This is a genomic window from Aestuariispira ectoiniformans (genome assembly GCF_025136295.1).
GTDB lineage: Bacteria > Pseudomonadota > Alphaproteobacteria > UBA8366 > Aestuariispiraceae > Aestuariispira_A > Aestuariispira_A ectoiniformans.
The window spans coordinates 3,431,939-3,454,927 of record NZ_CP062788.1; the positions used below are offsets into that span (position 1 = coordinate 3,431,939).

A 22,989-nucleotide genomic window follows, 5' to 3' on the forward strand; every position below is an offset into this window, starting at 1 on the left:
TATGCAAGCCCAAACAGTTTTGGCCGGTTCGGTTCCCATTCCTTCGGAACCTCTCCCGGCTGAGGCTTGGAACCTGCCGTTCCGCGCCCTTTAGAAACTCCGGCACGCCTCAAAAAAATTGAGACGCGCCGGTATGTACAAACGTACTAACGTACGCCGAACAACAGTCGCGATTAGACGCGGCGGCGTTTCGGCGGACGGCAACCATTGTGCGGGATCGGGGTCACGTCACGGATCGCCGTGATGGTGAAACCAATCGCCTGCAGCGCGCGAAGAGCGGATTCACGACCGGAACCCGGGCCCTTCACGTTTACTTCCAGGGTCTTCATACCGTGTTCCTGAGCTTTCTTGCCAGCATCTTCAGCGGCAATCTGCGCAGCATACGGAGTGGACTTACGGGAGCCCTTGAAACCCATCATGCCGGCGGAGGACCAGGAGATCGCGTTCCCCTGAACGTCGGAGATGGTGATCATGGTGTTGTTGAAGGTCGCATTCACATGGCAAATGCCAGAGGTGATGTTTTTACGCTCGCGACGCTTCCGTACAGGTGCCTTAGCCATATCTCGAGCCTACCTTCTTACTTCTTCTTACCGGCAATCGGTTTCGCCGGGCCCTTACGGGTCCGTGCGTTGGTGTGGGTCCGCTGACCACGCACCGGCAGGCCCTTACGATGACGCAGGCCACGGTAGCAACCCAGGTCCATCAGGCGTTTGATGTTCATTGCAACTTCGCGGCGCAGATCACCTTCAACGGTGTAGTCGGCGTCGATCGTCTCACGGATACGAATCACTTCGTCGTCAGACAGTTCGTTGACACGACGCGGAGCGTCGATGTTGCATTTTTCACAAATCTCTTTGGCCATTTTCGGGCCGATCCCGTGAATGTAAGTCAGGGCGATTACGACCCGCTTACCAGTCGGGATGTTTACACCAGCGATACGAGCCACGGTGTCTCTCCTCTACAAAAATATGCGCAAGTGCGCTCCGTCTTACTCGGGGCGTCAGCTTGTTCCTTCGATCTTTTGCCCTGCCCGGCTGGTCTAGATACTAACCCCTTGGCATGTGACCTTCGTCGTAGTGAAGAGAGGTGTACGAGGTCAAAGGCGGCGCGAATTATAGGCATCGAAAAGCCTATGTCAACGCTCCGCCGGGTAGAAACGGAACAAATTTGTGCTTAGCCCAGAATTCCTTCGATCTGCTTGGTGACATCATCAATGTCAGCCATGCCGTCGACGCCCTTCAACGTCCCTTTTCCCTTGTAGTAAGGCAGGATCGGCGCCGTCTGCGCATGATAGGCTTCCAACCGCGATTTCACGGTTTCGGCGTTGTCGTCCGCACGCCGGGAGAACTCAGTGCTGCCGCATTTGTCGCAGACGCCTTCCTTCTCCGGCTTTTGAAATTCGTCGTGATACCCCTGGCCGCATTTGGCACAGGTATAACGGCCGGTGATCCGCGCGGTCAACGCAGCGTCGTCCACCTGCATCTCAATCACTGCGTCCAGCTTCATACCCTTATCGGACAGCAGCTTGTCCAGCGCTTCGGCCTGGGCAACCGTCCGGGGGAAACCGTCGAGAATAAATCCGTTGGCCAGATCAGGCTGGTCCAGGCGGTCGGAGATGATCCCGATCATGGTCTCGTCATCGACCAGTTTACCGGCATCCATAATCGCTTTGGCTTTCCGGCCAATTTCGCTTCCGGCCTTCACCGCAGCGCGCAGCATGTCTCCGGTGGAAAGCTGGACCATGCCCCTGCTATCCTCCAGACGCTTTGCCTGGGTGCCTTTACCCGCGCCCGGCGGGCCCAACAGAATTATGTTCATCGACGACGCCCCCTGAGTTTTGATTTCTTGATCAGCCCTTCATACTGATGGGCCAACAGATGACTTTGGATCTGGCTGACCGTATCCATGGTCACGGTCACGGCGATCAACAGGCTGGTACCGCCGAAGTAGAACGGAACCGCCCATTGTGAAATCAGGATTTCCGGCAGGATACAGACGACCGACAGATAAGCCGCGCCGATGACCGTCAGCCGTGTCAGGACGTAGTCAAGATAGTCCGACGTATTCTTACCCGGCCGAATGCCTGGAACGAACCCACCGTATTTCTTCAGATTGTCCGCCGTCTCCTGCGGGTTGAAAACAACCGCAGTATAGAAAAAGGCGAAGAAGACGATCAGTGTGACGTAAAGCACCAGGAACAAGGGCTGTCCACGGCCCAGCAGGGCGGAAACGGTCTGCAGCCATTCCGGGCTGTTCCCACCGACAAAACCCGTCAGCGTCAGCGGCATCAGAAGCAGCGAACTGGCGAAGATCGGCGGGATCACACCGGAGGTGTTAATCTTCAGCGGCAGGTGAGAGCTTTCACCGCCAAACATTTTGTTACCATGCTGACGTTTCGGATACTGAATCAGGATCCGGCGTTGCGCACGCTCCATGAAGACGATGCCCGCGATAACGACAACAGCCATCACCATCAGGCCCAGGATCAGGATCGTCGGCAAGGCACCGGTGCGGCCCAGCTCGAAGGTGCTGGCCAGGGACCGGGGAATGTTGGCGACGATACCGGAGAAAATGATCAGGGAGATACCGTTACCCACGCCGCGCTGGGTAATCTGTTCACCCAGCCACATCAGGAACATGGTGCCGCCAACAAGCGTGATGACGGTGGTTGCCCGGAAGAACAGGCCCGGATCCATCACGGCGCTACCGCCGGCAGAGCTTTGCATTCCCTCAAGGCCCACAGCAATCCCGTAGCCCTGGACAGCGGCCAGCAGCACGGTGCCGTAGCGGGTGTATTGGTTGATCTTCTTGCGGCCCGCCTCACCTTCTTTCTTCATCGCCTCCATCTGGGGGGAGACAGCAGTGAGGAGCTGCATAATGATCGACGCCGAAATATACGGCATAATGTTCAAAGCGAAAATCGTCATACGGCGAAGCGCACCACCGGAGAACATGTCGAACATGCCCAGGACGCCGCCGGACTGACTTTCAAAAATATCGTGAAGAATGGTGGGATCGATACCCGGCAGCGGAATATAGGTGCCGAGTCGATATACGATCAACGCGCCTAGAGTGAACCAAATCCGCTTCTTAAGTTCAGTCGCCTTACCCAGCGATCCGAAATTGAAATTAGCAGCTAGCTGTTCAGCGGCTGATGCCATCGTCGTATCCCGTCAAATAGTCACAAACAAGAACCCTGTTCGGAATTCGGTTCCGAAATAGCAGTCCGGCCCCGACTGGTCAAACAGTTCGGGGCCGGAACAGCGTCAATTCGAAATTTTAGCCTTCACGCTTGGCGCGGGCTGCGGCCTTCCGAGCGGCCTTTTTTCCTTCCTTGGCGGGAGCTTTCACTTCCGGCAGGGAAACGGAGCCACCGGCTTTCTCGACAGCAGCAATTGCCGTCTTGGAAGCGCGGGCTACCTGGAAGTCCACTTTCGTGGTCAGTTCGCCTTTCGCCAGCAGGCTGATACCGTCCAATTCCTTGGATACCAGACCAGCAGCGATCAGAGCAGCGGCATCAACCGGCTTGGAAGCATCAAGCTTCTTCGCATCAATGGCTTTCTGCACGCGGCCCAGGTTCACTTCGGCGTGTTCCTTGCGGAACGGTGCGTTGGTGAAACCACGTTTCGGCAGGCGACGATACAGCGGCATCTGACCGCCTTCGAAGCCCTTGATGGAAACGCCGGAACGGGACTTCTGACCCTTCACACCGCGGCCGCCGGTCTTACCTTTACCGGAGCCGATACCGCGACCAACACGGGTGCGGTCCTTGACGGCACCAGCGTTGTCAGACAGTTGGTTCAGTTTCATAACCGTCGGTCCTTTCTATGGGACGCGAGGGGCCGTTAAACGGCCTCCTCCACGCGCACCATGTGCTTCACTTTGTTGATCATGCCGCGGATCGCCGGAGTATCTTCCAGCTCACGGGTGCGACCGATCTTGTTCAGCCCCAGGCCAACAAGCGTAGCGCGCTGGCTAGCTTCACGGCGAATCGGGCTAGCGGTCTGGGTGACCTTAATGGTTTTCTTAGCCATCAAGAAGCCTCCTTCACACTAGCAGCCTCACCGTCACGACGGCCTACGAGGTCACTGACCTTTTTGCCGCGGCGAGCAGCAACCATGCGCGGCGAAGAGCTCTCTTTCAGCCCTTCAAACGCAGCCCGGATCATGTTGTACGGGTTGGACGTCCCAACGGACTTCGCAACCACGTCCTGCACACCCAGGGCTTCGAATACCGCACGGGTCGGACCACCGGCAATGATACCGGTACCAGCCGGTGCACTGCGCATCACAACGCTACCAGCGCCGAAACGGCCCTGGGTGTCGTGGTGCAGCGTACGGCCTTCACGCAGCGGAACACGGATCATGGTCTTACGAGCCGATTCGGTTGCCTTACGGATCGCTTCCGGCACTTCACGTGCCTTACCCGATCCGAAGCCAACACGGCCACGACCGTCACCTACAACTACCAGAGCAGCAAAGCCAAAGCGGCGGCCACCCTTTACGACCTTCGCGACGCGGTTAATCGCAACGAGTTTTTCAACCAGTTCCGGTTCTTCGCGCTCGCGACGTTCTCTCGGTTCACGTGCCATAGTGTTCGGCCCCTACCTTAGAGTTCCAGACCGGCTTCACGCGCGGCATCCGCCAGCGCCTTGATCCGGCCGTGATACTTATAGCCGCCACGGTCGAACACGACAGAAGACACACCGGCCTTCTTCGCGCGTTCCGCAATCAGCTTGCCTACTTCGGCAGCCGCTTCGGAGTTACCACCACTCTTAACTTTGGAGCGGAGGTCTTTCTCAACCGTAGAAGCAGCAGCCAGCGTCTTGCCCTGCACGTCGTCGATCAGCTGAACATAGATCTGTTTAGCGGACCGGAAGACGGAAAGCCGGGGCTTGCCAGCAGCACGCTTTTTCAACTGATAGCGCGACCGCTGAGCACGACGCTTGAAAAGTTCTTTCGTCGTCAACATAGCATTCAGCCCTTACTTCTTCTTGCCTTCCTTGCGCAGGATCACCTCATCGGTGTACTTCACACCTTTGCCCTTGTAGGGCTCGGGCGGACGATAACCGCGGATGTTGCTGGCAACCTGGCCGACACGTTGTTTACTGGCGCCATAGACCGCAATGATGGTCTGACCACGATCCCCTTCAATGGAGATTTTCACGTCTTCCGGAATGGGGAAGTCAATGTCGTGGCTGAAGCCGAGAGACAGTTTCAGGGTGCTGCCCTGCACTGCCGCACGATAACCAACGCCGTTCACGTTCAAACGCTTCACAAAGCCTTCGGATGCACCGATCACGGCGTTGTTGATCAACGCGCGGGTGGTGCCCCAGGCCTGGCGAGCCTTCTTGGTCTGGTTAATCGGGGAAACCGTAACCTGGTTGTCTTCGATGGACACATTAACGAGATCCATCAGAGACACGATCTGTTCGCCGTTCTTACCCTTTGCGCTCAGTACACCATCATTGATGGCAACTTCGACGCCAGAGGGCACGGTAACGGGGTAAATACCTACTCGTGACATGTAACCCTCCTTAGAATACGCGGCAAAGAACTTCGCCGCCCACATTCTCCTGGCGGGCTTCATGGTCAGACAAAACACCTTTCGGGGTCGAAAGGATGGAAATGCCAAGCCCGTTGTAGAAGCGGCCCAGATCCTTGATCTTGGAATAAACACGGCGGCCCGGTTTGGAGACGCGCGCGATTTCCTGAATCACAGGTTCGCCATCGTGGTATTTCAGCTCAACATTGAGCTCCTGCACACCAGCGCGGACGTCTACCATGGAGTAACCGCGAATGTAACCTTCGCGCTTCAACACTTCGAGAACGTTCGCACGCAGTTTGCTTGCGGGAACCGGAACAACGCTCTTGCGAGCACGCTGTCCGTTGCGAATGCGGGTCAGCATATCGCCGAGCGGATCACTCATCGCCATGACGGTATGCCCTCCTTACCAGCTGGATTTAACCACGCCGGGGATCTGACCCCGGGAGGCGAGATCGCGCAATGCAATACGCGAAATCTTGAATTTACGATAGAATGCCTTCGGACGGCCCGAGATTTCACAACGGTTGTGAACACGAACCGGGCTGGCGTTCTTCGGCAGCTTGTTCAGAGCCATAGCAGCCTGGAAACGCTCTTCCGGAGCCAATTCCTTGTCATGCAACGTCGCTTTCAGAGCCGCACGCTTAGCAGCATGCTTGGCCGACAGCTTTTCACGCTTATTATTGCGCGCGATAGCACTTTTCTTAGCCATAATTCCGCTCCACGATTAGTTGGTAAACGGCATCTGGAAGCTGGCCAGCAGGGCCTTTGCTTCCTCGTTGGACTGAGCTGACGTGCAGATCACGATGTCCATACCACGAACTTCGTCTACTTTATCGTATTCGATTTCGGGGAAGACGATCTGCTCTTTCAGCCCCATGGCATAGTTGCCACGGCCGTCAAAGCTTTTGCCGTTCACACCGCGGAAGTCGCGGACGCGCGGCAGCGCGATGTTGATCAGACGATCCAGAAACTCATACATGCGCTCGTCACGCAAAGTTACTTTGCACCCGATTGCCATGCCGTCACGCAGCTTGAAGCCAGCGATGGATTTTTTGGCTTTCGTGGACACCGGCTTCTGACCGGTGATCGCCGTTAATTCTTCGACCGCATTCGTGAGTTTCTTACGGTCTGCAACAGCACCGCCGACACCCATGTTGATTACGATCTTCTCAATCCGCGGCACCTGCATCGGGTTCTTATATTCGAACTTATCGATCAGTTCCTGGCGCACCTTTTCACGGTACTGCGCCTTAAGCCGCGGGACGTACTTCTCTGTACTCATAGTAGCCGTATCCCTTGGTTACGAATTAGGAGTCAATGACTTCGCCGGAACGCTTAGCAACGCGTACCTTCTTGCCATCTTCCAGGACTTTGAAGCCAACGCGGGTCGGCTTGCCGTCCTTCGGGTCAACCAGGGCGACATTGGAAGCGTCAAGAGCCGCTTCCTTTTCGACGATGCCGCCTGCGTTGAGTTGGGTCGGGCGCGTATGACGTTTCACCACATTCACGCCCTGGACGACCACGCGGCCATCTTTCGGCAGAACCTGGAGGACTTCGCCTTCCTTGCCCTTGTCGCGACCGGTTGTAACGACAACCTTATCGCCTTTTTTGATCTTAGCCGCCATCTTAGATAACCTCCGGCGCCAAAGAGACAATCTTCATGAAGCGCTTCGCACGAAGTTCACGCACCACCGGGCCAAAGATACGTGTGCCAATCGGCTCACCATTCTTGTTAATCAGCACAGCGGCATTGCTATCGAACTTGATGGTGGAACCGTCCGGACGGCGAATTTCCTTCGCCGTACGTACGATCACCGCACGATGCACGTCACCTTTTTTAACACGACCGCGCGGAATTGCTTCCTTAACGGAGACGACAATGATGTCGCCAACGGATGCGGTCCGACGTTTGGAGCCGCCCAACACCTTAATGCACTGCACACGGCGAGCACCGGAGTTGTCAGCAACGTCTAGGTTGGTTTGCATCTGGATCATGGTTGGATCCTTCTTACTCTGGGGTCCGAACCTTACGCTTCCGCGCCCTCGACAACGACTTCCCAAGTCTTACGCTTGGAAATCGGTCGAGTTTCGCGAATGCGCACCACATCGCCTTTTTTAGAGGCGTTGTTTTCGTCGTGAGCCATATATTTCTTTGACTTACGAACGACCTTCTTGAACACCGGGTGTGTCACGCGGCGCTCCACCAGCACAACGACGGATTTGTCGCAGGCGTCGGAGACCACAGTACCCTGAAGAATTCGTTTGGGCATGTATATTACTCCCGCTTAATAGCTTAAGCCGACGCCTTGCGTTCACCCAGAAGCGTCTTGATACGTGCAATATCACGACGCACTGTGCGAACACGCGCGGTATTTTCCAACTGACCACTCGCGGCCTGGAAACGCAGATTGAACTGCTCTTTCCGCAGGTCGATGAGCTGGTCCTTCAACTCGTCGTCGGACTTCTGACGCAGATCAGCAGCAACTTTGCTCATCGGTCTTATCCTTCTCCACCAATGCGAGACACAACCTTGCACTTGATCGGCAGCTTCGCAGCAGCCAATTCAAATGCGCGACGTGCAGTCTCGCCCTGGACGCCATCCATTTCAAACATGATGCGGCCAGGTTTAACACGGGCCGCCCAGTATTCGGGCGTACCTTTACCTTTACCCATACGTACTTCAGCAGGCTTCTGGGAGACGGGGACATCCGGGAAAATCCGGATCCACACCTTACCCTGACGCTTGATGTGACGAGTGAGCGCACGACGGGCCGCTTCGATCTGGCGGGCTGTTATACGCCCAGGTTCCAGAGCTTTCAAGCCGAAACCGCCGAAGTTCAGAGAAGTACCGCCTTTGGCGTTGCCGTGAATACGGCCTTTATGCGCCTTGCGGAATTTCGTTCTTTTCGGGCTAAGCATTGTACTCTCGCCTTCCTAGTCTCTCGAGGGCCGAATTAACGGCCCTGTTCCTGCAGACGCTTTTCCTGGGCCATCGGATCATGAGCCATGATCTCGCCCTTGAAAATCCATACCTTGATGCCACAAACGCCATAGGTGGTGTGGGCTTCGGACGTACCGTAATCGATATCGGCACGAAGGGTGTGCAGCGGCACACGACCTTCACGATACCATTCGGTACGCGCGATTTCCGCGCCACCCAGACGACCGGCAGCATTGATACGAATGCCTTCAGCGCCCATACGCATTGCACTCTGAACCGCCCGCTTCATCGCACGGCGGAAAGCCACACGGCGTTCCAGCTGCTGAGCGATGTTGTCGGCAACCAGTTTCGCATCCAGTTCCGGCTTGCGGATCTCAACGATGTTGAGCGCAACGTCCTTGCCGGTGCGATTCTGCAGTTCACGACGCAGTTTCTCGATGTCCGCACCCTTTTTACCGATCACGACACCCGGACGGGCGCTGTGAATGGTAACACGGGCTTTACCAGCCGGACGTTCGATAACGACCTTGGAAACACCCGCCTGTTTCAGGCGCTCTTCCAGGTAAGCACGCAGCTTCAGGTCTTCGTGCAGAAGATCTGCGTAATTGCGATCAGCGAACCAGCGGGAATCCCAGGTCCGGTTGATTCCGACACGCAGACCGATCGGATTTACTTTATGACCCATTATTCGGACTCCCCACGTTCACGGACGACAATCGTCAGGTTGGAGAACGGCTTCAAAATACGTGCACCACGACCCCGCGCACGGGCACGGAAACGCTTCATGGTGAAAGATTTGCCAACATAGGCTTCTTTCACGAAGAGCTGGTCCACGTCGAGTTGGTGGTTGTTTTCCGCGTTGGCGATAGCCGACTGCAGAGCCTTCTTCACGTCACCGGCGATGCGGCGGTTGGAGAAGGACAGTTCTGCCAGTGCAGTATCGACGTTTTTTCCGCGGATGGAAGCAGCCACCAGGTTAAGCTTCTGCGGGCTGACGCGCAGGTTGCGGCAAACCGCACGCGCTTCAGTGTCCGCGAGGCTGCGTTCACGCGATGCTTTACCCATGGCGTTTACTTCCTCTTCGCTTTCTTATCCGCAGCGTGACCGTAGTAGGTACGGGACGGCGCGAATTCACCGAATTTGTGACCAATCATATGTTCGGTCACCAGAACCGGAACAAATTTCTGTCCGTTGTGGACCCCGAAGGTCAGTCCCACGAATTGCGGCAGGATGGTGGAGCGGCGAGACCAGGTTTTGATGATCTCTTTACGCCCGGATTCCCGCGCAACTTCTGCTTTTTTCAGCAGAAAGTGGTCGACAAACGGACCCTTCCATACAGAACGAGCCATTGAGAGACTCCCTTACTTCTTAGCGTGACGGCGACGGACGATGTACTTATCCGTTGCCTTGTTGCTACGCGTGCGCTTGCCCTTGGTCGGCTTACCCCAGGGGGTAACCGGATGACGGCCACCGGAGGTACGGCCTTCACCACCACCATGCGGGTGGTCAACCGGGTTCATAGCGACACCGCGAACTTCCGGACGCTTGCCCTGCCAACGCAGACGACCAGCTTTACCCTGCTTGATGTTTTGCTGATCCGGGTTGGACACAGCACCGACGCTGGCGATGCAATCGCCACGAACGATGCGCAGTTCACCCGACATCAGTTTAAGCTGCGCATAGCCCTGGTCACGACCAACGAGCTGTGCATAGCAACCAGCAGAACGAGCAAGCTGACCACCTTTGCCCGGCTTCATCTCCACGTTGTGGACGATGGTGCCGACCGGCATGTTGGACAACGGCATCGCGTTACCCGGCTTCACATCGACCTTATTGCCGGCGATGACTTTGTCACCGGCCTTCAGGCGCTGCGGCGCCAAGATGTAGGCTTGTTCACCGTCTTCATAGCGCAGCAGCGCAATGAAGGCAGTACGGTTCGGGTCGTATTCGATCCGCTCAACTGTCGCCGGAACGTCAAATTTCCGACGTTTGAAGTCGATGATACGATACTTCCGCTTATGACCGCCGCCTTGGCGACGGGCCGTAACGCGGCCGGTATTGTTCCGACCGCCTTTTTTCGTCAGACCTTCGGTCAGCGCCTTAACGGGGCCGCCTTTGTGAAGATCCGAACGATCCACCAGTACCAGATCACGGGTACCGGGGGTATTCGGCTTATATTGCTTCAGAGCCATGGCTTACAACCCCGTCGTTACGTCGATCGAATCACCTTCAGCGAGGGTCACGACCGCTTTCTTGAAGCCAGCGCGTTTACCCACGATACCGCGGAAACGCTTTACCTTGCCCTTAACGTTCAAGGTATTGACGGCCTTAACTTTCACGTCGAACAGATTTTCAACAGCCGCTTTGATTTCGTGCTTGTTGGCATCCGTAGCGACCTTGAAAGTCACCTGGTTGTTCTCGCTGCCCATGGTCGCCTTTTCGGTGATCACGGGAGCCTGGATGACTTGGTACATCCGTTCCTTGGAGACAGGCTTCTTGTTTAGGAATTTCCAACTCATTTCAGCCGAGCCTCCAATCCTTCAACCGCAGCCTTGGTCAGGACCAAGGTGTCGCGGCGGAGAATGTCGTAAACATTGGCGCCCTGCGTCGGGAGAACGTCAACGTTCACCACATTGCGGGAAGCCAGAGCGAAGTTACCGTCAACCTCGTTACCGGAAACGATCAGAGCGTTGCTGAGACCCAAGCCGGTCAGCTTGGACAGCAGTTCTGCCGTTTTCGGGGAGGAGACAGCCGCATCATCCAGAATGATCAGCTTGCCATCGGCCTGCTTAGCGGAAAGCGCTGATTTCAGCGCCAGCTGGCGGACCTTTTTGGGCAAAGAATGACCATGATCGCGGACCACCGGGCCAAAAGCACGTCCACCACCACGGAACTGCGAAACTTTCGCATCACCGTGACGAGCACGACCCGTGCCCTTCTGGCGGAACATTTTGGCGCCCGTGGCGTTCACTTCGCTACGGTTTTTTACCTTGTGTGTACCGGCACGACGTTTGGCGAGCTGATAGTTCACCATGCGTGCGAGAATGTCCTTACGGACCGGCACACCAAAGACCTCGTCGGCGAGTTCAATATCGCCTGCGGCCTTATTATCAAGCGTGATAACCTTCGCTTTCATTGGTCTGGGCCCTTCTTAACCTTCGGCGTTTTCGGTGGCGTCGCCACCTTCAGCCGTTACTTCTTCAGCCGGGGCGGTTGCTGCTGCACTACGAACAGCCGCCGGTTTCGGCGCCTCTTCGGGAAGATTTTTCTTCACGGCATCAGAAACAAATACCCAACCGTTTTTGCTGCCCGGAACCGCGCCCTTAACCAGGACGAGGCCACGGTCAACATCCGTGGACACCACTTCAAGGTTCTGAACGGTAACGCGGGCTGCACCCATGTGACCGGCCATTTTCTTACCCTTGAAGACACGGCCCGGATCCTGACACTGACCCGTGGAACCGTGGCTACGGTGCGAAATAGACACACCGTGCGATGCACGCAGACCACCGAAGTTGTGGCGCTTCATGGCACCAGCGAAACCCTTACCGATGGAGGTACCGACGGCATCGATGTACTGACCGGCAACAAAGTGGTCAGCCGTGATTTCGTCACCAACATTCAGCAGGTTATCCGCAGAAACACGGAATTCCGCCATCTTCCGCTTCGGCTCAACTTTAGCCTTGGCGAAATGCCCACGCATAGCCTTGGTGGTATGCTTAACTTTACGCTTACCCGCGCCAAGCTGGACTGCAGTGTAACCATTTGCATCTTCAGTGCGCGTGGCGACGACCTGCAGGTCATCCAGTTTGAGCACGGTAACCGGAATGTTGTCACCCTCGTCCGTCCAGACGCGGGTCATTCCGACTTTCTGTGCGATTACTCCTGTACGCATCGGAGCAACTCCTTACAGCTTGATCTCGACATCGACACCAGCCGCCAGGTCGAGCTTCATCAAAGCATCAACCGTCTGCGGGGTCGGATCGACGATGTCGAGTACACGCTTGTGCGTGCGAATTTCGAACTGTTCACGGCTCTTCTTATCGATATGCGGGGACCGCAGAACCGTGAAGCGTTCAGTCCGGGTCGGAAGCGGGATCGGTCCGCGGACTTCCGCACCGGTGCGCTTCGCCGTATTGACGATCTCGAGCGTGGACTGATCCAACACACGATGATCGAACGCCTTAAGGCGAATGCGAATGTTCTGGCTTTCCATGCCAACCTCCGGAATGAACGGGACCGGAGATTTACTCCGGTCCCGACGACTTTACAAGCCTTACTTTATTCGGTGACGCTAGCGACGACGCCAGCACCGACGGTGCGGCCACCTTCGCGGATAGCGAAACGCAGACCTTCGTCCATAGCGATCGGTGCGATCAGCTCAACATCCATGGAGATGTTGTCGCCCGGCATCACCATTTCCGTGCCTTCCGGCAGAACGACGGAACCGGTCACGTCGGTCGTACGGAAGTAGAACTGCGGACGATAGTTGGAGAAGAACGGCGTATGACGGCCACCTTCTTCTTTCGTCAGGATGTAGCACTCGCATTTGAACTTGGTGTGCGGCGTGATCGAACCCGGCTTGGCCAGAACCTGACCACGCTCGACGTCTTCACGACCGATACCACGCAGCAGCGCGCCGATGTTGTCGCCTGCTTCACCGCTGTCCAGCAGCTTGCGGAACATTTCAACGCCCGTGACGGTGGTTTTCTGGGTGTCGCGGATACCAACGATCTCGACTTCCTCACCAACGTTCACAACACCGCGCTCGATACGACCGGTGACAACCGTACCACGACCGGAGATGGAGAACACGTCCTCGATCGGCATCAGGAATGCCTGGTCCTTCGGACGTTCCGGCTGCGGGATGTATTCGTCAACGGCTTTCATCAGCTCAAGAATCTTGTTCTTGCCGATTTCGTCGTCACGGCCTTCCAGAGCAGCCAGGGCGGAACCGGCGATCACCGGAATGTCGTCACCCGGGAAGTCGTAGGAGCTCAGCAGCTCACGCACTTCCATTTCAACCAGCTCAAGCAGCTCTTCGTCGTCAACCTGGTCAACCTTGTTCAGGAACACAACCAGAGCCGGAACGCCAACCTGACGCGCAAGCAGGATGTGCTCACGGGTCTGCGGCATCGGACCGTCGGCTGCGTTCACAACCAGGATCGCACCGTCCATCTGCGCCGCACCAGTGATCATGTTCTTCACATAGTCGGCGTGGCCCGGGCAGTCGACGTGGGCGTAGTGACGCGCTTCCGTCTCATACTCAACGTGGGCGGTGTTAATCGTAATGCCACGCTCACGCTCTTCAGGCGCCTTGTCGATGTCTGCGAAGTCCGTAGCAGCACCGCCGCCCGTCTCCGACAGAACCTTCGTGATCGCTGCCGTCAGCGTCGTTTTACCGTGGTCAACGTGTCCAACCGTACCAATGTTGCAGTGCGGTTTCGTACGTTCAAACTTTTCCTTGGCCATTTTCTTCTACCTTCTTGAAAAAGTAACTGCGTGCTTATGCCAGTTTGGCGCGGACTTCGTCCGCCACTGCCTGCGGCACAGCTTCATAGTGGTCGAAAGTCATCGTGAACTGTGCGCGACCCTGGGACAGGGAACGCAGGTTGTTCACGTAACCGAACATGTTTGCCAGCGGCACCATGGCGTTCACAACACGCGCCGGGCCACGCTGGTCCATGCTGGACACCTGGCCGCGACGGCTGTTCAAGTCGCCGATGATATCGCCCATGTACTCGTCCGGAGTAACAACTTCCACAGCCATCATCGGCTCCAGAAGTTTCGGACCAGCTTTCTGCATGGCTTCCTTGAAGGCTGCACGGGCAGCAATTTCGAAGGCCATGACAGAGGAGTCGACGTCGTGGTAGGCACCGTCGGTGAGGGTCACCTTGAAGTCGATGACCGGGAAGCCAGCCATGATACCGTTCGCCATGGAGCTTTCGATACCTTTTTCGACACCCGGGATGTATTCCCTCGGTACGGAACCACCAACAATCTTGCTTACAAACTCAAAGCCCTCGCCAGCTTCCTGCGGTTCGAACTGAAGTTTGACACGAGCGAACTGACCGGAACCACCAGTCTGCTTCTTGTGGGTATAGTCCACTTCAGCAGGCTTGGAGATGGTTTCGCGGTAGGACACCTGCGGTGCACCGATGTTTGCTTCGACCTTGAACTCACGCTTCAGACGGTCGACGATGATGTCCAGGTGCAACTCGCCCATACCGGCGATGATGGTCTGGCCGCTTTCTTCATCGGTCTTGACACGGAAGCTCGGGTCTTCCGCTGCGAGACGGCCCAGAGCCTGACCCATTTTTTCCTGGTCGGCTTTGGTTTTCGGCTCAACAGCAATTTCGATAACCGGATCCGGGAACTCCATGCGTTCCAGAATAATCGGCTTGGCGCTGTCGCAGAGCGTGTCACCCGTGGTGGTGTCTTTCAGGCCGGCAATAGCGACGATGTCGCCTGCCATTGCAACCTTGATGTCTTCACGGGAGTTCGCATGCATAAGCAGCATACGGCCAACGCGCTCTTTTTTGTCCTTAACCGTGTTCTTGACGTAGGAACCCGCTTCCAGCTTACCGGAGTAGATACGGCAGAAGGTCAGGGAACCGACGAACGGGTCGTTCATGATCTTGAACGCCAGCGCGGAGAACGGTGCGTCGTCGTCGGACAGACGGGTGTCTTCCGCTTCGGTGTCCGGGTGAACACCTTCGACCGGAGGCAGATCGACCGGAGACGGCATGAAGTCGATCACGGCATCCAACAGCGGCTGTACGCCCTTGTTCTTGAAAGCAGTACCGTTCAGAACCGGCACGAAGGACAGGTTCAGGGTACCCTTACGGATACATTTGATCAGGGTCGCTTCGTCCGGCTCGTTGCCTTCCAGGTAAGCTTCCATGGCATCGTCGTCCTGCTCAACGGCAGTCTCGACCAGCTTCTCGCGATATTCCGCAGCCTTGTCGGCCAGTTCAGCCGGAATGTCGATGTAATCGAAGGAAGCCCCCAGGTCTTCACCAACCCAGCGGATCCATTTCATTTTGATGAGGTCGATTACGCCGTCATATTCGGCTTCGGCACCAACCGGCAGGTTGACGACCAGCGGGTTTGCACCCAGGCGGTCGACAATCATGTCTACGCAACGGTAGAAGTCGGCACCCATGCGGTCCATCTTGTTGACGAAACACATGCGCGGAACGCCGTATTTGTCAGCCTGACGCCAAACAGTCTCGGACTGCGGCTCCACACCGGCAACGGAGTCAAACACCGCAACGGCGCCATCGAGAACGCGGAGCGAACGCTCAACTTCAATGGTGAAGTCAACGTGGCCGGGCGTATCGATGATGTTGATGCGATGGTCTTTCCAGAACGCCGTCGTCGCAGCAGACGTAATCGTAATGCCGCGCTCCTGCTCCTGCTCCATCCAGTCCATGGTGGCGCCACCGTCGTGGACTTCACCAATTTTGTGGGACTTACCGGTGTAATACAGGATACGTTCGGTCGTTGTGGTTTTACCGGCGTCGATATGCGCCATGATACCGATATTACGGTACCGCTCCATCGGAGTCTGACGAGCCATGGTTAAACCCCCTTACCAGCGATAGTGCGAGAATGCACGGTTGGCTTCCGCCATCTTATGCGTATCTTCGCGCTTCTTGATGGATGCGCCACGGCTGTTAGCCGCGTCCAGCAGTTCGCCGGACAGACGTTCCATCATGGTGTTTTCAGAACGTTTACGGGCCATATCGATCAGCCAGCGGAACGCGAGGGTCTGTGCGCGTTCGGCACGGACTTCAACCGGAACCTGGTAGGTTGCACCACCGACACGGCGGGAGCGCACCTCCAGATGCGGCTTCACGTTTTCCAGGGCTTCGTGGAACGTGGCAACCGGATCATTACCGGTGCGGCTGTTCAGCAGATCGAAAGCACCATAAACAATTTTCTCGGCCGTGGACTTTTTACCGTCCAGCATGACCGCATTGATGAATTTGGAGATCACTACATCGCCGAATTTGGCGTCGGGCAGGATCTCACGCTTCTCAGCACTATGACGTCGAGACATGGTTTAATACCCTTATTTCGGACGCTTCGCGCCATACTTGGAACGGCGCTGACGACGATCCTTGACGCCCTGCGTATCCAAGGTGCCGCGAATGGTGTGGTAACGCACACCCGGCAAGTCCTTCACACGACCGCCACGGATCATAACTACAGAGTGTTCCTGCAGGTTATGCCCCTCACCGGGGATGTAGCTGGTCACCTCATACCCGTTAGTCAAACGCACACGCGCAACCTTACGAAGAGCCGAGTTCGGCTTTTTCGGGGTCGTCGTGTACACACGGGTGCAAACGCCACGCTTTTGCGGGCAAGCTTTCAAAGCCGGCACCATATCGCGCTTCGGCTTATCTTTCCGCGCTTTGCGGATCAGCTGGTTAATCGTCGGCATTGCGTCTCTCTTCGCCTTCTCGTCTCAACCATTACGTTCGAACGTGGTCACGCATCGCGATCATCACGATGCGCATCACCCCGACAGCGAGATCTCTCGATCCTGCCATCGAAGCAGCTAAAAACTCGAGCAGCCGCTTCACGCGGCTTATAGTCGTCCCTTAAGATTACCCGGGCATTGCGTTTAGGCTCTTTCCGCTTTCTGTAGAGTTCATGTCTGAGACATGCCTGTCAGTCAAAGCGTCCGGCTCGGCGGTCGTCCGTCCAGATTGGGCCTACTGTCCAATTCCCTCTTAGAGGCGGGCGGATACTATGCAGAGGTGGAGAGCGCGTCAAGTAAAAGATTCCGGCGCTTTCCCGGCATCCCATATATGGTGGATTCACGGTTGGAATCACCAGCCGTTGTATTAATATTTCACCAATTCGTCACGGCCTAATTCATTCTTTCCACGAATTCCAGCCTCCCCTCGCGGGCGTCCCTATAAGGCCAGTGAATCATGTGCCGTCACAAAAGCTATGCCGAGCCTTCCGCTTGCCAGCAATAGGTGATTCCCCTATGCAGATTCGACCAATCTATAATAACAAATCAAATCAGCAGGGGGCCGAAGGTTATGGGGTTGACGGGCAGTCATATCGTTGGGGCGGGACTTTGGATGTTGGGCGCGCTTGTGTCCTTCATTGCCATGGCCGTCGGAGGTCGGGAACTGGCGGCGGATCTGCCGGTTATCCAGTATATGTTCATCCGAAGCCTGATCGGCCTTATCATTGTCGCTCTTGTTTGCTGGCGAAGTGGCGTCGGTCAGTTGCGCCTGCGTTATCCTGGCATTCATTTCTGCCGTAACCTGTTCCATTTCGGCGCGCAATACGGTTGGTTCTTTGCGGTCTCCGTGATACCGCTGGCGGAGGTCTTCGCCATAGAGTTCACCACCCCGATCTGGACAGCAATGATCGCGACATTCGCCTTGGGAGAGCGGCTTACGCGGACGCGGATCACCACGATCCTGCTGGGCTTTACCGGCATCCTCATCATTCTGAGGCCCGGTCTGGAAGCAATCGACCCGGTCGCCTTTATCGTGCTGGCGGCAGCCGTGGGCTTTTCAACGACCCATGTCTTCACGAAAAAGCTAAGCCGCGATCAAAGCTCACTCAATATCCTGTTCTATATGGTCGGGATGCAAGCCGTCTTCGGACTGGTCCCCGCGCTGATGGTCTGGCAAACGCCTCCCCTCGCCTCCTGGCCCTGGCTGATTACAATCGGCATCGCGGCCTTCACCGCACACTACTGTATCGCGCAGGCAATGAAGCTGGCCGACGCCACGGTTGTCGCCCCCATGGATTTCATGCGCCTGCCTCTCGTCGCCCTTGTCGGCTTCCTCCTCTACAACGAGCAGGTCGACCTGGCGCTGTTCCTTGGGGCCGGGCTGATCCTGACCGGCAACCTCATGAATATCCGCAAGGAGCACCGCCGCACCGCCTGACCCAGCCCGCCCTATTGCCACGCGGCATGGGCCTGCCGGTTACCTGCCGGAACGCACATAGAAAAACCCCCGCAGTTTCCTGCGGGGGTTTTATCAGATCGAAAGTCTTACCGCTTATTCTGCGGCAGGCTGTTCTTCACCGTTCTCGCCATCGATGACCTGGGCACCGTCGTTCCGGTTGGCCGCACGGTCCGCCTGAATCTGGCGGTCCTTGTCAGCAGCAACCTGACGCAGGTGTTTCATCACCGAGCCGGTACCGGCCGGGATCAGGCGACCCACGATGACGTTCTCTTTCAGGCCTTCCAGCGAGTCCATCTTGCCGTTGACAGCGGCATCGGTCAGGACGCGTGTCGTCTCCTGGAAGGAAGCAGCGGAGATGAAGGACTTGGTCTGCAGGCTCGCCTTGGTGATACCCTGCAGGATCGGCTTGAACTTAGCCGGAGCACGGTTTTCAGCCGCAGCCTTCTCGTTAACCTCATCCACCTCTTCACGATCCAGCGTTTCGCCGGTCAGCAGATAGGTTTCGCCCGGATCCAGAATTTCCACCTTCTGCAGCATCTGGCGGACGATCACTTCGATATGCTTATCGTTGATCTTCACACCCTGCAGACGATAGACGTCCTGGATTTCCTTGCAGAGGTAATCGGCCAGCGCCTCGACACCCAGAACTTCCAGGATGTCGTGCGGAACCGGGTTACCATCCATCAGCATCTCACCCTTGCGGATGAAGTCGCCTTCCTGAACGGCAATATGCTTACCCTTCGGCACCAGATATTCAGACGCCTCGACACTTTCGTCAGCCGGACGGATGACGATACGGCGCTTGGTCTTATAGTCCTTGCCGAATTCGACGTAGCCGTCCTGATCCGCGATAACCGAGAAGTCTTTCGGCTTACGGGCTTCGAACAGTTCCGCCACGCGCGGCAGACCACCCGTAATGTCACGGGTCTTGGAGCTTTCACGCGGGATACGGGCAAGAACGTCGCCGGCCTGTACCGTCTGACCATTGCCAACCGACAGGATTGCGTCCACGGACATGAAATAGCGGGCTTCCATACCGTTCGGCAGGGTGATGACTTCACCGGCCTCATCACGCAGGGTGATGCGCGGCTTCAGGTCGGCACCCTTCGCCTGCTGTTTCCAGTCGATCACAACCTTGCTGGCGATACCCGTGGCTTCGTCAACCACGTCACGAACGGACGCGCCTTCGACCAGGTCCACATAGTGGGCAACACCGGCACGCTCGGTGATGATCGGAATGGTGTAGGGATCCCATTCGGCAATTGTCTGCCCCTGAACCACACCGTCGCCTTCGTCGACTTTCAGCCTTGTGCCATAAGGCACGCGATGACGGGCGCGTTCACGGCCGATCTCGTCCAGCAGGACAACCTCACAGTTACGGCCCATGACCACCGGACGGTTGTCACTGTCCATAACCACGTTGCGGTTGTTGATCTTGACCGAACCGTCGACGGAACTCTCTACGGAATTCTGTTCCGCACCACGCTGTGCCGCACCACCGATGTGGAAGGTACGCATGGTAAGCTGTGTACCCGGTTCACCGATGGACTGAGCCGCGATGACACCAACAGCTTCGCCGCTGTTGACCATCGTACCACGGGCCAGGTCACGACCGTAGCAGACCGCACAGGCACCGCCCTTGGTCTCACAGGTCAGGACGGAGCGAATCTTGACCGCATCCACACCTGCCGTTTCGATCTCATCCGCGAGGGGCTCATCGATCAACCCGCCCCGGGCGACGATCACGTCACCGGTCAGCGGATGAACGACATCTTCGGCCACACAGCGACCCAGGATACGTTCAGCCAGACCTTCGATCACGTCGCCGCCTTCGATGACCGCACGCATGGTGAGGCCTTCTTCCGTGCCACAATCATGTTCAACGATGATGCAGTCCTGGGCCACGTCAACCAGACGACGGGTCAGGTAACCGGAGTTAGCCGTTTTCAACGCCGTATCCGCCAGACCTTTACGGGCACCGTGGGTCGAGTTGAAGTACTCGAGAACGGTCAGGCCCTCTTTAAAGTTGGAGATAATCGGCGTTTCAATGATTGAGCCATCCGGCTTGGCCATCAGACCACGCATACCGGCAAGCTGCTTAATCTGTGCGGCAGAACCACGGGCACCGGAATGCGCCATCATGTAAACGGAGTTCAGACCTTTTTCACCCGGCGAGGACATGACCTTCATCATGTCTTCGGCAATCTTGTCGGTGCAGGATGCCCAAACGTCGACTACCTTGTTGTATTTCTCACCCTGGGTGATGAGACCGTCCATATACTGCTGTTCGTATTCCTTGACCTGATCCTGGGCAGCGTTGATCAGCTCTTCCTTGGTATCCGGAATGATCATGTCATCCTTACCGAAGGAGATACCGGCGCGGCATGCCCAGCCGAAGCCGAGGCCCATCAGCTTGTCACAGAAGATCACCGTCTCTTTCTGACCGCAGTGGCGATAGACCACGTCGATCATGTTGGTAACTTCCTTCTTGGTCAGAATGCGGTTGATCAGGCTGAACGGCACGTTTTTGTGCTTCGGCAGGATCTGGCTCATCAGCATACGACCCGGCGTGGTGACCACTTTCTGGATAACCATTTCGCCGTCAGCATTCACGGTCTCATAGAGCGCCTTGATGCGGGTGTGCAGAGTGATGGCCTTGGAGTCCAGCGCATGTTCCAGTTCGGACATGGCAGCAAACAGCGCCACGCGATGGGCCGTGACCTTACCGGCCTTCAACTGTTTGAAGGCTTCCTTGCCCTCCAGGCCTTCAACGGCCTTATGAAGGTTACCAGCCTCACGCAGGACAACGTCGCCACGTTCCAGAGCAGCCGTCATCGCCTCTTCAGAGTCGATGCTGACCTGTTCGCCCACGTGGTCCGTACGCTCGGTCGTAATGTAGTAGAGGCCCAGAATGATATCCTGAGACGGCACGATAATCGGCTTACCGTTTGCCGGGGACAGGATGTTGTTCGTGGACATCATCAGGACGCGGGCTTCGAGCTGTGCTTCCAGGCTCAGCGGCACGTGAACCGCCATCTGGTCACCGTCGAAGTCAGCGTTGAACGCAGCACAGACCAGCGGGTGAAGCTGAATGGCTTTACCTTCGATCAGGACCGGTTCAAATGCCTGGATACCAAGACGGTGCAGGGTCGGTGCACGGTTCAGCAGGACCGGATGCTCACGGATAACCTCTTCCAGGATATCCCAGACTTCCGGGCGCTCCTTTTCCACCATGCGCTTTGCAGCCTTGATGGTGGACGCCATGCCGTAGAGTTCAAGCTTCGCATAGATGAAGGGCTTGAACAGTTCCAGCGCCATCTTTTTCGGCAGACCGCATTGGTGCAACAGCAGTTCCGGACCAACCACGATCACGGAACGACCGGAATAGTCTACACGCTTACCAAGCAGGTTCTGACGGAAGCGGCCCTGTTTACCTTTCAGCATGTCGCTCAAGGATTTCAGCGGACGCTTGTTGGCGCCGGTGATCACACGGCCGCGGCGGCCGTTGTCGAACAGGGCGTCAACAGATTCCTGCAACATACGTTTTTCGTTACGGACAATGATGTCCGGCGCACGCAGTTCGATCAGGCGGCTGAGACGGTTGTTACGGTTGATCACACGACGATACAGATCGTTCAGGTCGGAAGTCGCGAAACGGCCACCATCCAGCGGAACCAGCGGACGCAGTTCCGGCGGAATGACCGGGATCACTTCCATGATCATCCATTCCGGACGCGTGCCGCTTGCCTGGAAGCCTTCCAGCAGTTTCAGGCGCTTCACCAGCTTCTTGCGCTTGGCTTCGGAACCGGTTTCCGCCAGGTCGGTGCGGGTGACTTCGATCTCTTCTTCAATGTCCATTTCGGACAGAACGCCCTGCAGGGCTTCTGCGCCGATCATGGCGGTGAAGTTTTCGTCACCATATTCGTCCTGAGCATCCAGGAATTCTTCTTCCGTCAGAAGCTGGAAACGCTTCAACGGCGTCAGACCCGGTTCGGTCACCATGTAGTTCTCGAAATACAGAACACGTTCCAGGTCCTTGAGCGTAATGTCGATCAGAAGACCAATACGGCTCGGCAGGGATTTCAGGAACCAGATATGAGCAACCGGCGAGGCCAGCTGGATGTGGCCCATGCGTTCGCGGCGAACCTTGGAAAGGGTTACTTCCACGCCGCATTTTTCGCAGACGATGCCTTTGTATTTCATACGCTTGTACTTGCCGCACAAGCATTCGTAATCCTTGATCGGACCGAAGATACGGGCGCAGAACAGGCCGTCGCGCTCCGGTTTGAAGGTCCGGTAGTTGATCGTTTCCGGTTTTTTGATCTCACCGTAGGACCAGGCCCGGATCTGATCCGGGGAGGCGATCGAAATACGCATCCGATCGAAAGTCTGCAGGCCCTGGGGCTGACCGAAAAGCTGCATCAACTCATTCATTTTAGGCTCTCCTTCGCGTCATTCTCGCGACGCTTCTTATGGCTTGCCGTAAAGCTCGCTCACAACCGACTTTGCTTGATCATCGAATGGCGGGCGGCAGGCAATGCCTACCGCCCAAAA

31 protein-coding genes are annotated in these 22,989 nt (G+C 56.6%); 1 reads left to right on the plus strand and 30 read right to left on the minus strand.

Features of this window, described 5'->3' with window-relative positions:
- Positions 1–173: 173 nt before the first annotated feature.
- From rpsK to rpsL, 29 genes are all read right to left on the minus strand, one after another.
- Entirely contained in the window at positions 174–560 is a 387-nt protein-coding gene (gene rpsK / locus IF205_RS16105; protein WP_259780378.1) for a 30S ribosomal protein S11, read from the minus strand.
- A gap of 17 nt (positions 561–577) precedes the next feature.
- The gene (rpsM, locus tag IF205_RS16110) at positions 578–946 is read right to left on the minus strand and encodes a 30S ribosomal protein S13 (protein WP_259780379.1); all 369 of its coding nucleotides are present in this window, start codon (positions 944–946) and stop codon (positions 578–580) included.
- Positions 947–1,173: 227 nt separating this feature from the next.
- Positions 1,174–1,818, minus strand: a complete 645-nt coding sequence (locus IF205_RS16115) for an adenylate kinase (RefSeq protein WP_259780380.1) — start codon at positions 1,816–1,818, stop codon at positions 1,174–1,176.
- Positions 1,815–3,161 (minus strand): preprotein translocase subunit SecY, encoded by a 1,347-nt coding sequence (secY, locus tag IF205_RS16120; protein WP_259780381.1) that lies wholly within the window; start codon positions 3,159–3,161, stop codon positions 1,815–1,817. The genes IF205_RS16115 and secY overlap by 4 nt, the downstream gene beginning before the upstream one ends.
- A 118-nt stretch (positions 3,162–3,279) precedes the next feature.
- Positions 3,280–3,810: a 50S ribosomal protein L15 gene (gene rplO, locus IF205_RS16125; protein WP_259780382.1), complete on the minus strand. Its 531-nt coding sequence runs from the start codon at positions 3,808–3,810 to the stop codon at positions 3,280–3,282.
- A gap of 35 nt (positions 3,811–3,845) precedes the next feature.
- Positions 3,846–4,034, minus strand: coding sequence for a 50S ribosomal protein L30 (gene rpmD, locus IF205_RS16130; RefSeq protein ID WP_259780383.1), 189 nt, complete (start codon positions 4,032–4,034; stop codon positions 3,846–3,848).
- The gene (gene rpsE / locus IF205_RS16135) at positions 4,034–4,591 is read right to left on the minus strand and encodes a 30S ribosomal protein S5 (protein ID WP_259780384.1); all 558 of its coding nucleotides are present in this window, start codon (positions 4,589–4,591) and stop codon (positions 4,034–4,036) included. Before rpsE ends, rpmD begins: the two co-directional genes overlap by 1 nt.
- A 17-nt stretch (positions 4,592–4,608) precedes the next feature.
- Positions 4,609–4,971 carry a 50S ribosomal protein L18 gene (gene rplR, locus IF205_RS16140; protein WP_259780385.1) on the minus strand — a complete coding sequence of 121 codons (363 nt, stop codon included), beginning with the start codon at positions 4,969–4,971 and terminating at the stop codon, positions 4,609–4,611.
- 12 nt (positions 4,972–4,983) lie between these two features.
- Positions 4,984–5,526: a 50S ribosomal protein L6 gene (gene rplF, locus IF205_RS16145; RefSeq protein ID WP_259780386.1), complete on the minus strand. Its 543-nt coding sequence runs from the start codon at positions 5,524–5,526 to the stop codon at positions 4,984–4,986.
- 10 nt (positions 5,527–5,536) lie between these two features.
- Positions 5,537–5,935 (minus strand): 30S ribosomal protein S8, encoded by a 399-nt coding sequence (gene rpsH / locus IF205_RS16150; RefSeq protein WP_259780387.1) that lies wholly within the window; start codon positions 5,933–5,935, stop codon positions 5,537–5,539.
- A 15-nt stretch (positions 5,936–5,950) separates the two neighbouring features.
- The gene (rpsN, locus tag IF205_RS16155) at positions 5,951–6,256 is read right to left on the minus strand and encodes a 30S ribosomal protein S14 (RefSeq protein WP_259780388.1); all 306 of its coding nucleotides are present in this window, start codon (positions 6,254–6,256) and stop codon (positions 5,951–5,953) included.
- A 15-nt stretch (positions 6,257–6,271) separates the two neighbouring features.
- The gene (gene rplE, locus IF205_RS16160; RefSeq protein ID WP_259780389.1) at positions 6,272–6,829 is read right to left on the minus strand and encodes a 50S ribosomal protein L5; all 558 of its coding nucleotides are present in this window, start codon (positions 6,827–6,829) and stop codon (positions 6,272–6,274) included.
- Positions 6,830–6,854: 25 nt separating this feature from the next.
- Positions 6,855–7,172: a 50S ribosomal protein L24 gene (rplX, locus tag IF205_RS16165; RefSeq protein ID WP_259780390.1), complete on the minus strand. Its 318-nt coding sequence runs from the start codon at positions 7,170–7,172 to the stop codon at positions 6,855–6,857.
- Between the two features lies 1 nt (position 7,173).
- Positions 7,174–7,542 (minus strand): 50S ribosomal protein L14, encoded by a 369-nt coding sequence (gene rplN / locus IF205_RS16170; protein ID WP_259780391.1) that lies wholly within the window; start codon positions 7,540–7,542, stop codon positions 7,174–7,176.
- Positions 7,543–7,574: 32 nt separating this feature from the next.
- On the minus strand, positions 7,575–7,817 hold the full coding sequence (rpsQ, locus tag IF205_RS16175) for a 30S ribosomal protein S17 (protein WP_259780392.1): 243 nt from the start codon (positions 7,815–7,817) through the stop codon (positions 7,575–7,577).
- Between the two features lie 23 nt (positions 7,818–7,840).
- On the minus strand, positions 7,841–8,041 hold the full coding sequence (gene rpmC, locus IF205_RS16180) for a 50S ribosomal protein L29 (protein WP_259780393.1): 201 nt from the start codon (positions 8,039–8,041) through the stop codon (positions 7,841–7,843).
- A 5-nt stretch (positions 8,042–8,046) separates the two neighbouring features.
- Entirely contained in the window at positions 8,047–8,466 is a 420-nt protein-coding gene (gene rplP / locus IF205_RS16185; protein WP_259780394.1) for a 50S ribosomal protein L16, read from the minus strand.
- Between the two features lie 35 nt (positions 8,467–8,501).
- Positions 8,502–9,173 (minus strand): 30S ribosomal protein S3, encoded by a 672-nt coding sequence (gene rpsC, locus IF205_RS16190; RefSeq protein WP_259780395.1) that lies wholly within the window; start codon positions 9,171–9,173, stop codon positions 8,502–8,504.
- Positions 9,173–9,553, minus strand: coding sequence for a 50S ribosomal protein L22 (gene rplV, locus IF205_RS16195; protein ID WP_259780396.1), 381 nt, complete (start codon positions 9,551–9,553; stop codon positions 9,173–9,175). Before rplV ends, rpsC begins: the two co-directional genes overlap by 1 nt.
- A gap of 5 nt (positions 9,554–9,558) precedes the next feature.
- Complete coding sequence (gene rpsS / locus IF205_RS16200; RefSeq protein ID WP_259780397.1) at positions 9,559–9,837, minus strand: 30S ribosomal protein S19; 279 nt, start codon at positions 9,835–9,837, stop codon at positions 9,559–9,561.
- 12 nt (positions 9,838–9,849) lie between these two features.
- Positions 9,850–10,680, minus strand: coding sequence for a 50S ribosomal protein L2 (gene rplB, locus IF205_RS16205; protein ID WP_259780398.1), 831 nt, complete (start codon positions 10,678–10,680; stop codon positions 9,850–9,852).
- Positions 10,681–10,683: 3 nt separating this feature from the next.
- Positions 10,684–11,007 carry a 50S ribosomal protein L23 gene (locus IF205_RS16210; protein WP_259780399.1) on the minus strand — a complete coding sequence of 108 codons (324 nt, stop codon included), beginning with the start codon at positions 11,005–11,007 and terminating at the stop codon, positions 10,684–10,686.
- A complete protein-coding gene (gene rplD, locus IF205_RS16215; RefSeq protein ID WP_259780400.1) occupies positions 11,004–11,624 on the minus strand; it encodes a 50S ribosomal protein L4 in 621 nt (206 codons plus the stop codon). Before rplD ends, IF205_RS16210 begins: the two co-directional genes overlap by 4 nt.
- A 15-nt stretch (positions 11,625–11,639) precedes the next feature.
- On the minus strand, positions 11,640–12,383 hold the full coding sequence (gene rplC, locus IF205_RS16220; RefSeq protein WP_259780401.1) for a 50S ribosomal protein L3: 744 nt from the start codon (positions 12,381–12,383) through the stop codon (positions 11,640–11,642).
- A 12-nt stretch (positions 12,384–12,395) separates the two neighbouring features.
- On the minus strand, positions 12,396–12,704 hold the full coding sequence (gene rpsJ, locus IF205_RS16225; protein WP_259780402.1) for a 30S ribosomal protein S10: 309 nt from the start codon (positions 12,702–12,704) through the stop codon (positions 12,396–12,398).
- Between the two features lie 65 nt (positions 12,705–12,769).
- Positions 12,770–13,960 (minus strand): elongation factor Tu, encoded by a 1,191-nt coding sequence (tuf, locus tag IF205_RS16230; protein WP_259780403.1) that lies wholly within the window; start codon positions 13,958–13,960, stop codon positions 12,770–12,772.
- Positions 13,961–13,994: 34 nt separating this feature from the next.
- The gene (fusA, locus tag IF205_RS16235) at positions 13,995–16,070 is read right to left on the minus strand and encodes an elongation factor G (protein WP_259780404.1); all 2,076 of its coding nucleotides are present in this window, start codon (positions 16,068–16,070) and stop codon (positions 13,995–13,997) included.
- Between the two features lie 12 nt (positions 16,071–16,082).
- The gene (rpsG, locus tag IF205_RS16240) at positions 16,083–16,553 is read right to left on the minus strand and encodes a 30S ribosomal protein S7 (RefSeq protein WP_259780405.1); all 471 of its coding nucleotides are present in this window, start codon (positions 16,551–16,553) and stop codon (positions 16,083–16,085) included.
- A 12-nt stretch (positions 16,554–16,565) separates the two neighbouring features.
- Positions 16,566–16,937, minus strand: a complete 372-nt coding sequence (rpsL, locus tag IF205_RS16245; protein WP_259780406.1) for a 30S ribosomal protein S12 — start codon at positions 16,935–16,937, stop codon at positions 16,566–16,568.
- A 610-nt stretch (positions 16,938–17,547) separates the two neighbouring features.
- Here rpsL and IF205_RS16250 point away from each other — a divergent pair.
- Positions 17,548–18,414: a DMT family transporter gene (locus IF205_RS16250; RefSeq protein WP_259780407.1), complete on the plus strand. Its 867-nt coding sequence runs from the start codon at positions 17,548–17,550 to the stop codon at positions 18,412–18,414.
- Positions 18,415–18,528: 114 nt separating this feature from the next.
- Here IF205_RS16250 and rpoC read toward each other — a convergent pair whose 3' ends face one another.
- Positions 18,529–22,869 carry a DNA-directed RNA polymerase subunit beta' gene (gene rpoC / locus IF205_RS16255; RefSeq protein ID WP_259780408.1) on the minus strand — a complete coding sequence of 1,447 codons (4,341 nt, stop codon included), beginning with the start codon at positions 22,867–22,869 and terminating at the stop codon, positions 18,529–18,531.
- Positions 22,870–22,989: the final 120 nt, after the last annotated feature.

Bases quoted from the DNA above. Each gene is read 5' to 3' on its own strand.
- rpsQ (WP_259780392.1), bottom strand. From the start codon at position 7,817: ATGCCCAAACGAATTCTTCAGGGTACTGTGGTCTCCGACGCCTGCGAC.
- rpmC (WP_259780393.1), bottom strand. From the start codon at position 8,041: ATGAGCAAAGTTGCTGCTGATCTGCGTCAGAAGTCCGACGACGAGTTG.
- IF205_RS16115 (WP_259780380.1), bottom strand. From the start codon at position 1,818: ATGAACATAATTCTGTTGGGCCCGCCGGGCGCGGGTAAAGGCACCCAG.
- rpsS (WP_259780397.1), bottom strand. From the start codon at position 9,837: ATGGCTCGTTCTGTATGGAAGGGTCCGTTTGTCGACCACTTTCTGCTG.
- rplO (WP_259780382.1), bottom strand. From the start codon at position 3,810: ATGAAACTGAACCAACTGTCTGACAACGCTGGTGCCGTCAAGGACCGC.
- rpsJ (WP_259780402.1), bottom strand. From the start codon at position 12,704: ATGGAAAGCCAGAACATTCGCATTCGCCTTAAGGCGTTCGATCATCGT.
- rplF (WP_259780386.1), bottom strand. From the start codon at position 5,526: ATGTCACGAGTAGGTATTTACCCCGTTACCGTGCCCTCTGGCGTCGAA.
- rpsE (WP_259780384.1), bottom strand. From the start codon at position 4,591: ATGGCACGTGAACCGAGAGAACGTCGCGAGCGCGAAGAACCGGAACTG.
- rpsN (WP_259780388.1), bottom strand. From the start codon at position 6,256: ATGGCTAAGAAAAGTGCTATCGCGCGCAATAATAAGCGTGAAAAGCTG.
- rpmD (WP_259780383.1), bottom strand. From the start codon at position 4,034: ATGGCTAAGAAAACCATTAAGGTCACCCAGACCGCTAGCCCGATTCGC.
- fusA (WP_259780404.1), bottom strand. From the start codon at position 16,070: ATGGCTCGTCAGACTCCGATGGAGCGGTACCGTAATATCGGTATCATG.
- secY (WP_259780381.1), bottom strand. From the start codon at position 3,161: ATGGCATCAGCCGCTGAACAGCTAGCTGCTAATTTCAATTTCGGATCG.
- rplN (WP_259780391.1), bottom strand. From the start codon at position 7,542: ATGATCCAGATGCAAACCAACCTAGACGTTGCTGACAACTCCGGTGCT.
- rplD (WP_259780400.1), bottom strand. From the start codon at position 11,624: ATGAAAGCGAAGGTTATCACGCTTGATAATAAGGCCGCAGGCGATATT.
- rpsC (WP_259780395.1), bottom strand. From the start codon at position 9,173: ATGGGTCATAAAGTAAATCCGATCGGTCTGCGTGTCGGAATCAACCGG.
- IF205_RS16210 (WP_259780399.1), bottom strand. From the start codon at position 11,007: ATGAGTTGGAAATTCCTAAACAAGAAGCCTGTCTCCAAGGAACGGATG.
- rpsK (WP_259780378.1), bottom strand. From the start codon at position 560: ATGGCTAAGGCACCTGTACGGAAGCGTCGCGAGCGTAAAAACATCACC.
- rpsL (WP_259780406.1), bottom strand. From the start codon at position 16,937: ATGCCGACGATTAACCAGCTGATCCGCAAAGCGCGGAAAGATAAGCCG.
- rplB (WP_259780398.1), bottom strand. From the start codon at position 10,680: ATGGCTCTGAAGCAATATAAGCCGAATACCCCCGGTACCCGTGATCTG.
- rplX (WP_259780390.1), bottom strand. From the start codon at position 7,172: ATGGCGGCTAAGATCAAAAAAGGCGATAAGGTTGTCGTTACAACCGGT.
- rplV (WP_259780396.1), bottom strand. From the start codon at position 9,553: ATGGGTAAAGCATCGCGTGAACGCAGCCTCGCGGACACTGAAGCGCGT.
- rplC (WP_259780401.1), bottom strand. From the start codon at position 12,383: ATGCGTACAGGAGTAATCGCACAGAAAGTCGGAATGACCCGCGTCTGG.
- rpsG (WP_259780405.1), bottom strand. From the start codon at position 16,553: ATGTCTCGACGTCATAGTGCTGAGAAGCGTGAGATCCTGCCCGACGCC.
- IF205_RS16250 (WP_259780407.1), top strand. From the start codon at position 17,548: ATGGGGTTGACGGGCAGTCATATCGTTGGGGCGGGACTTTGGATGTTG.
- tuf (WP_259780403.1), bottom strand. From the start codon at position 13,960: ATGGCCAAGGAAAAGTTTGAACGTACGAAACCGCACTGCAACATTGGT.
- rplR (WP_259780385.1), bottom strand. From the start codon at position 4,971: ATGTTGACGACGAAAGAACTTTTCAAGCGTCGTGCTCAGCGGTCGCGC.
- rplP (WP_259780394.1), bottom strand. From the start codon at position 8,466: ATGCTTAGCCCGAAAAGAACGAAATTCCGCAAGGCGCATAAAGGCCGT.
- rplE (WP_259780389.1), bottom strand. From the start codon at position 6,829: ATGAGTACAGAGAAGTACGTCCCGCGGCTTAAGGCGCAGTACCGTGAA.
- rpsH (WP_259780387.1), bottom strand. From the start codon at position 5,935: ATGGCGATGAGTGATCCGCTCGGCGATATGCTGACCCGCATTCGCAAC.
- rpoC (WP_259780408.1), bottom strand. From the start codon at position 22,869: ATGAATGAGTTGATGCAGCTTTTCGGTCAGCCCCAGGGCCTGCAGACT.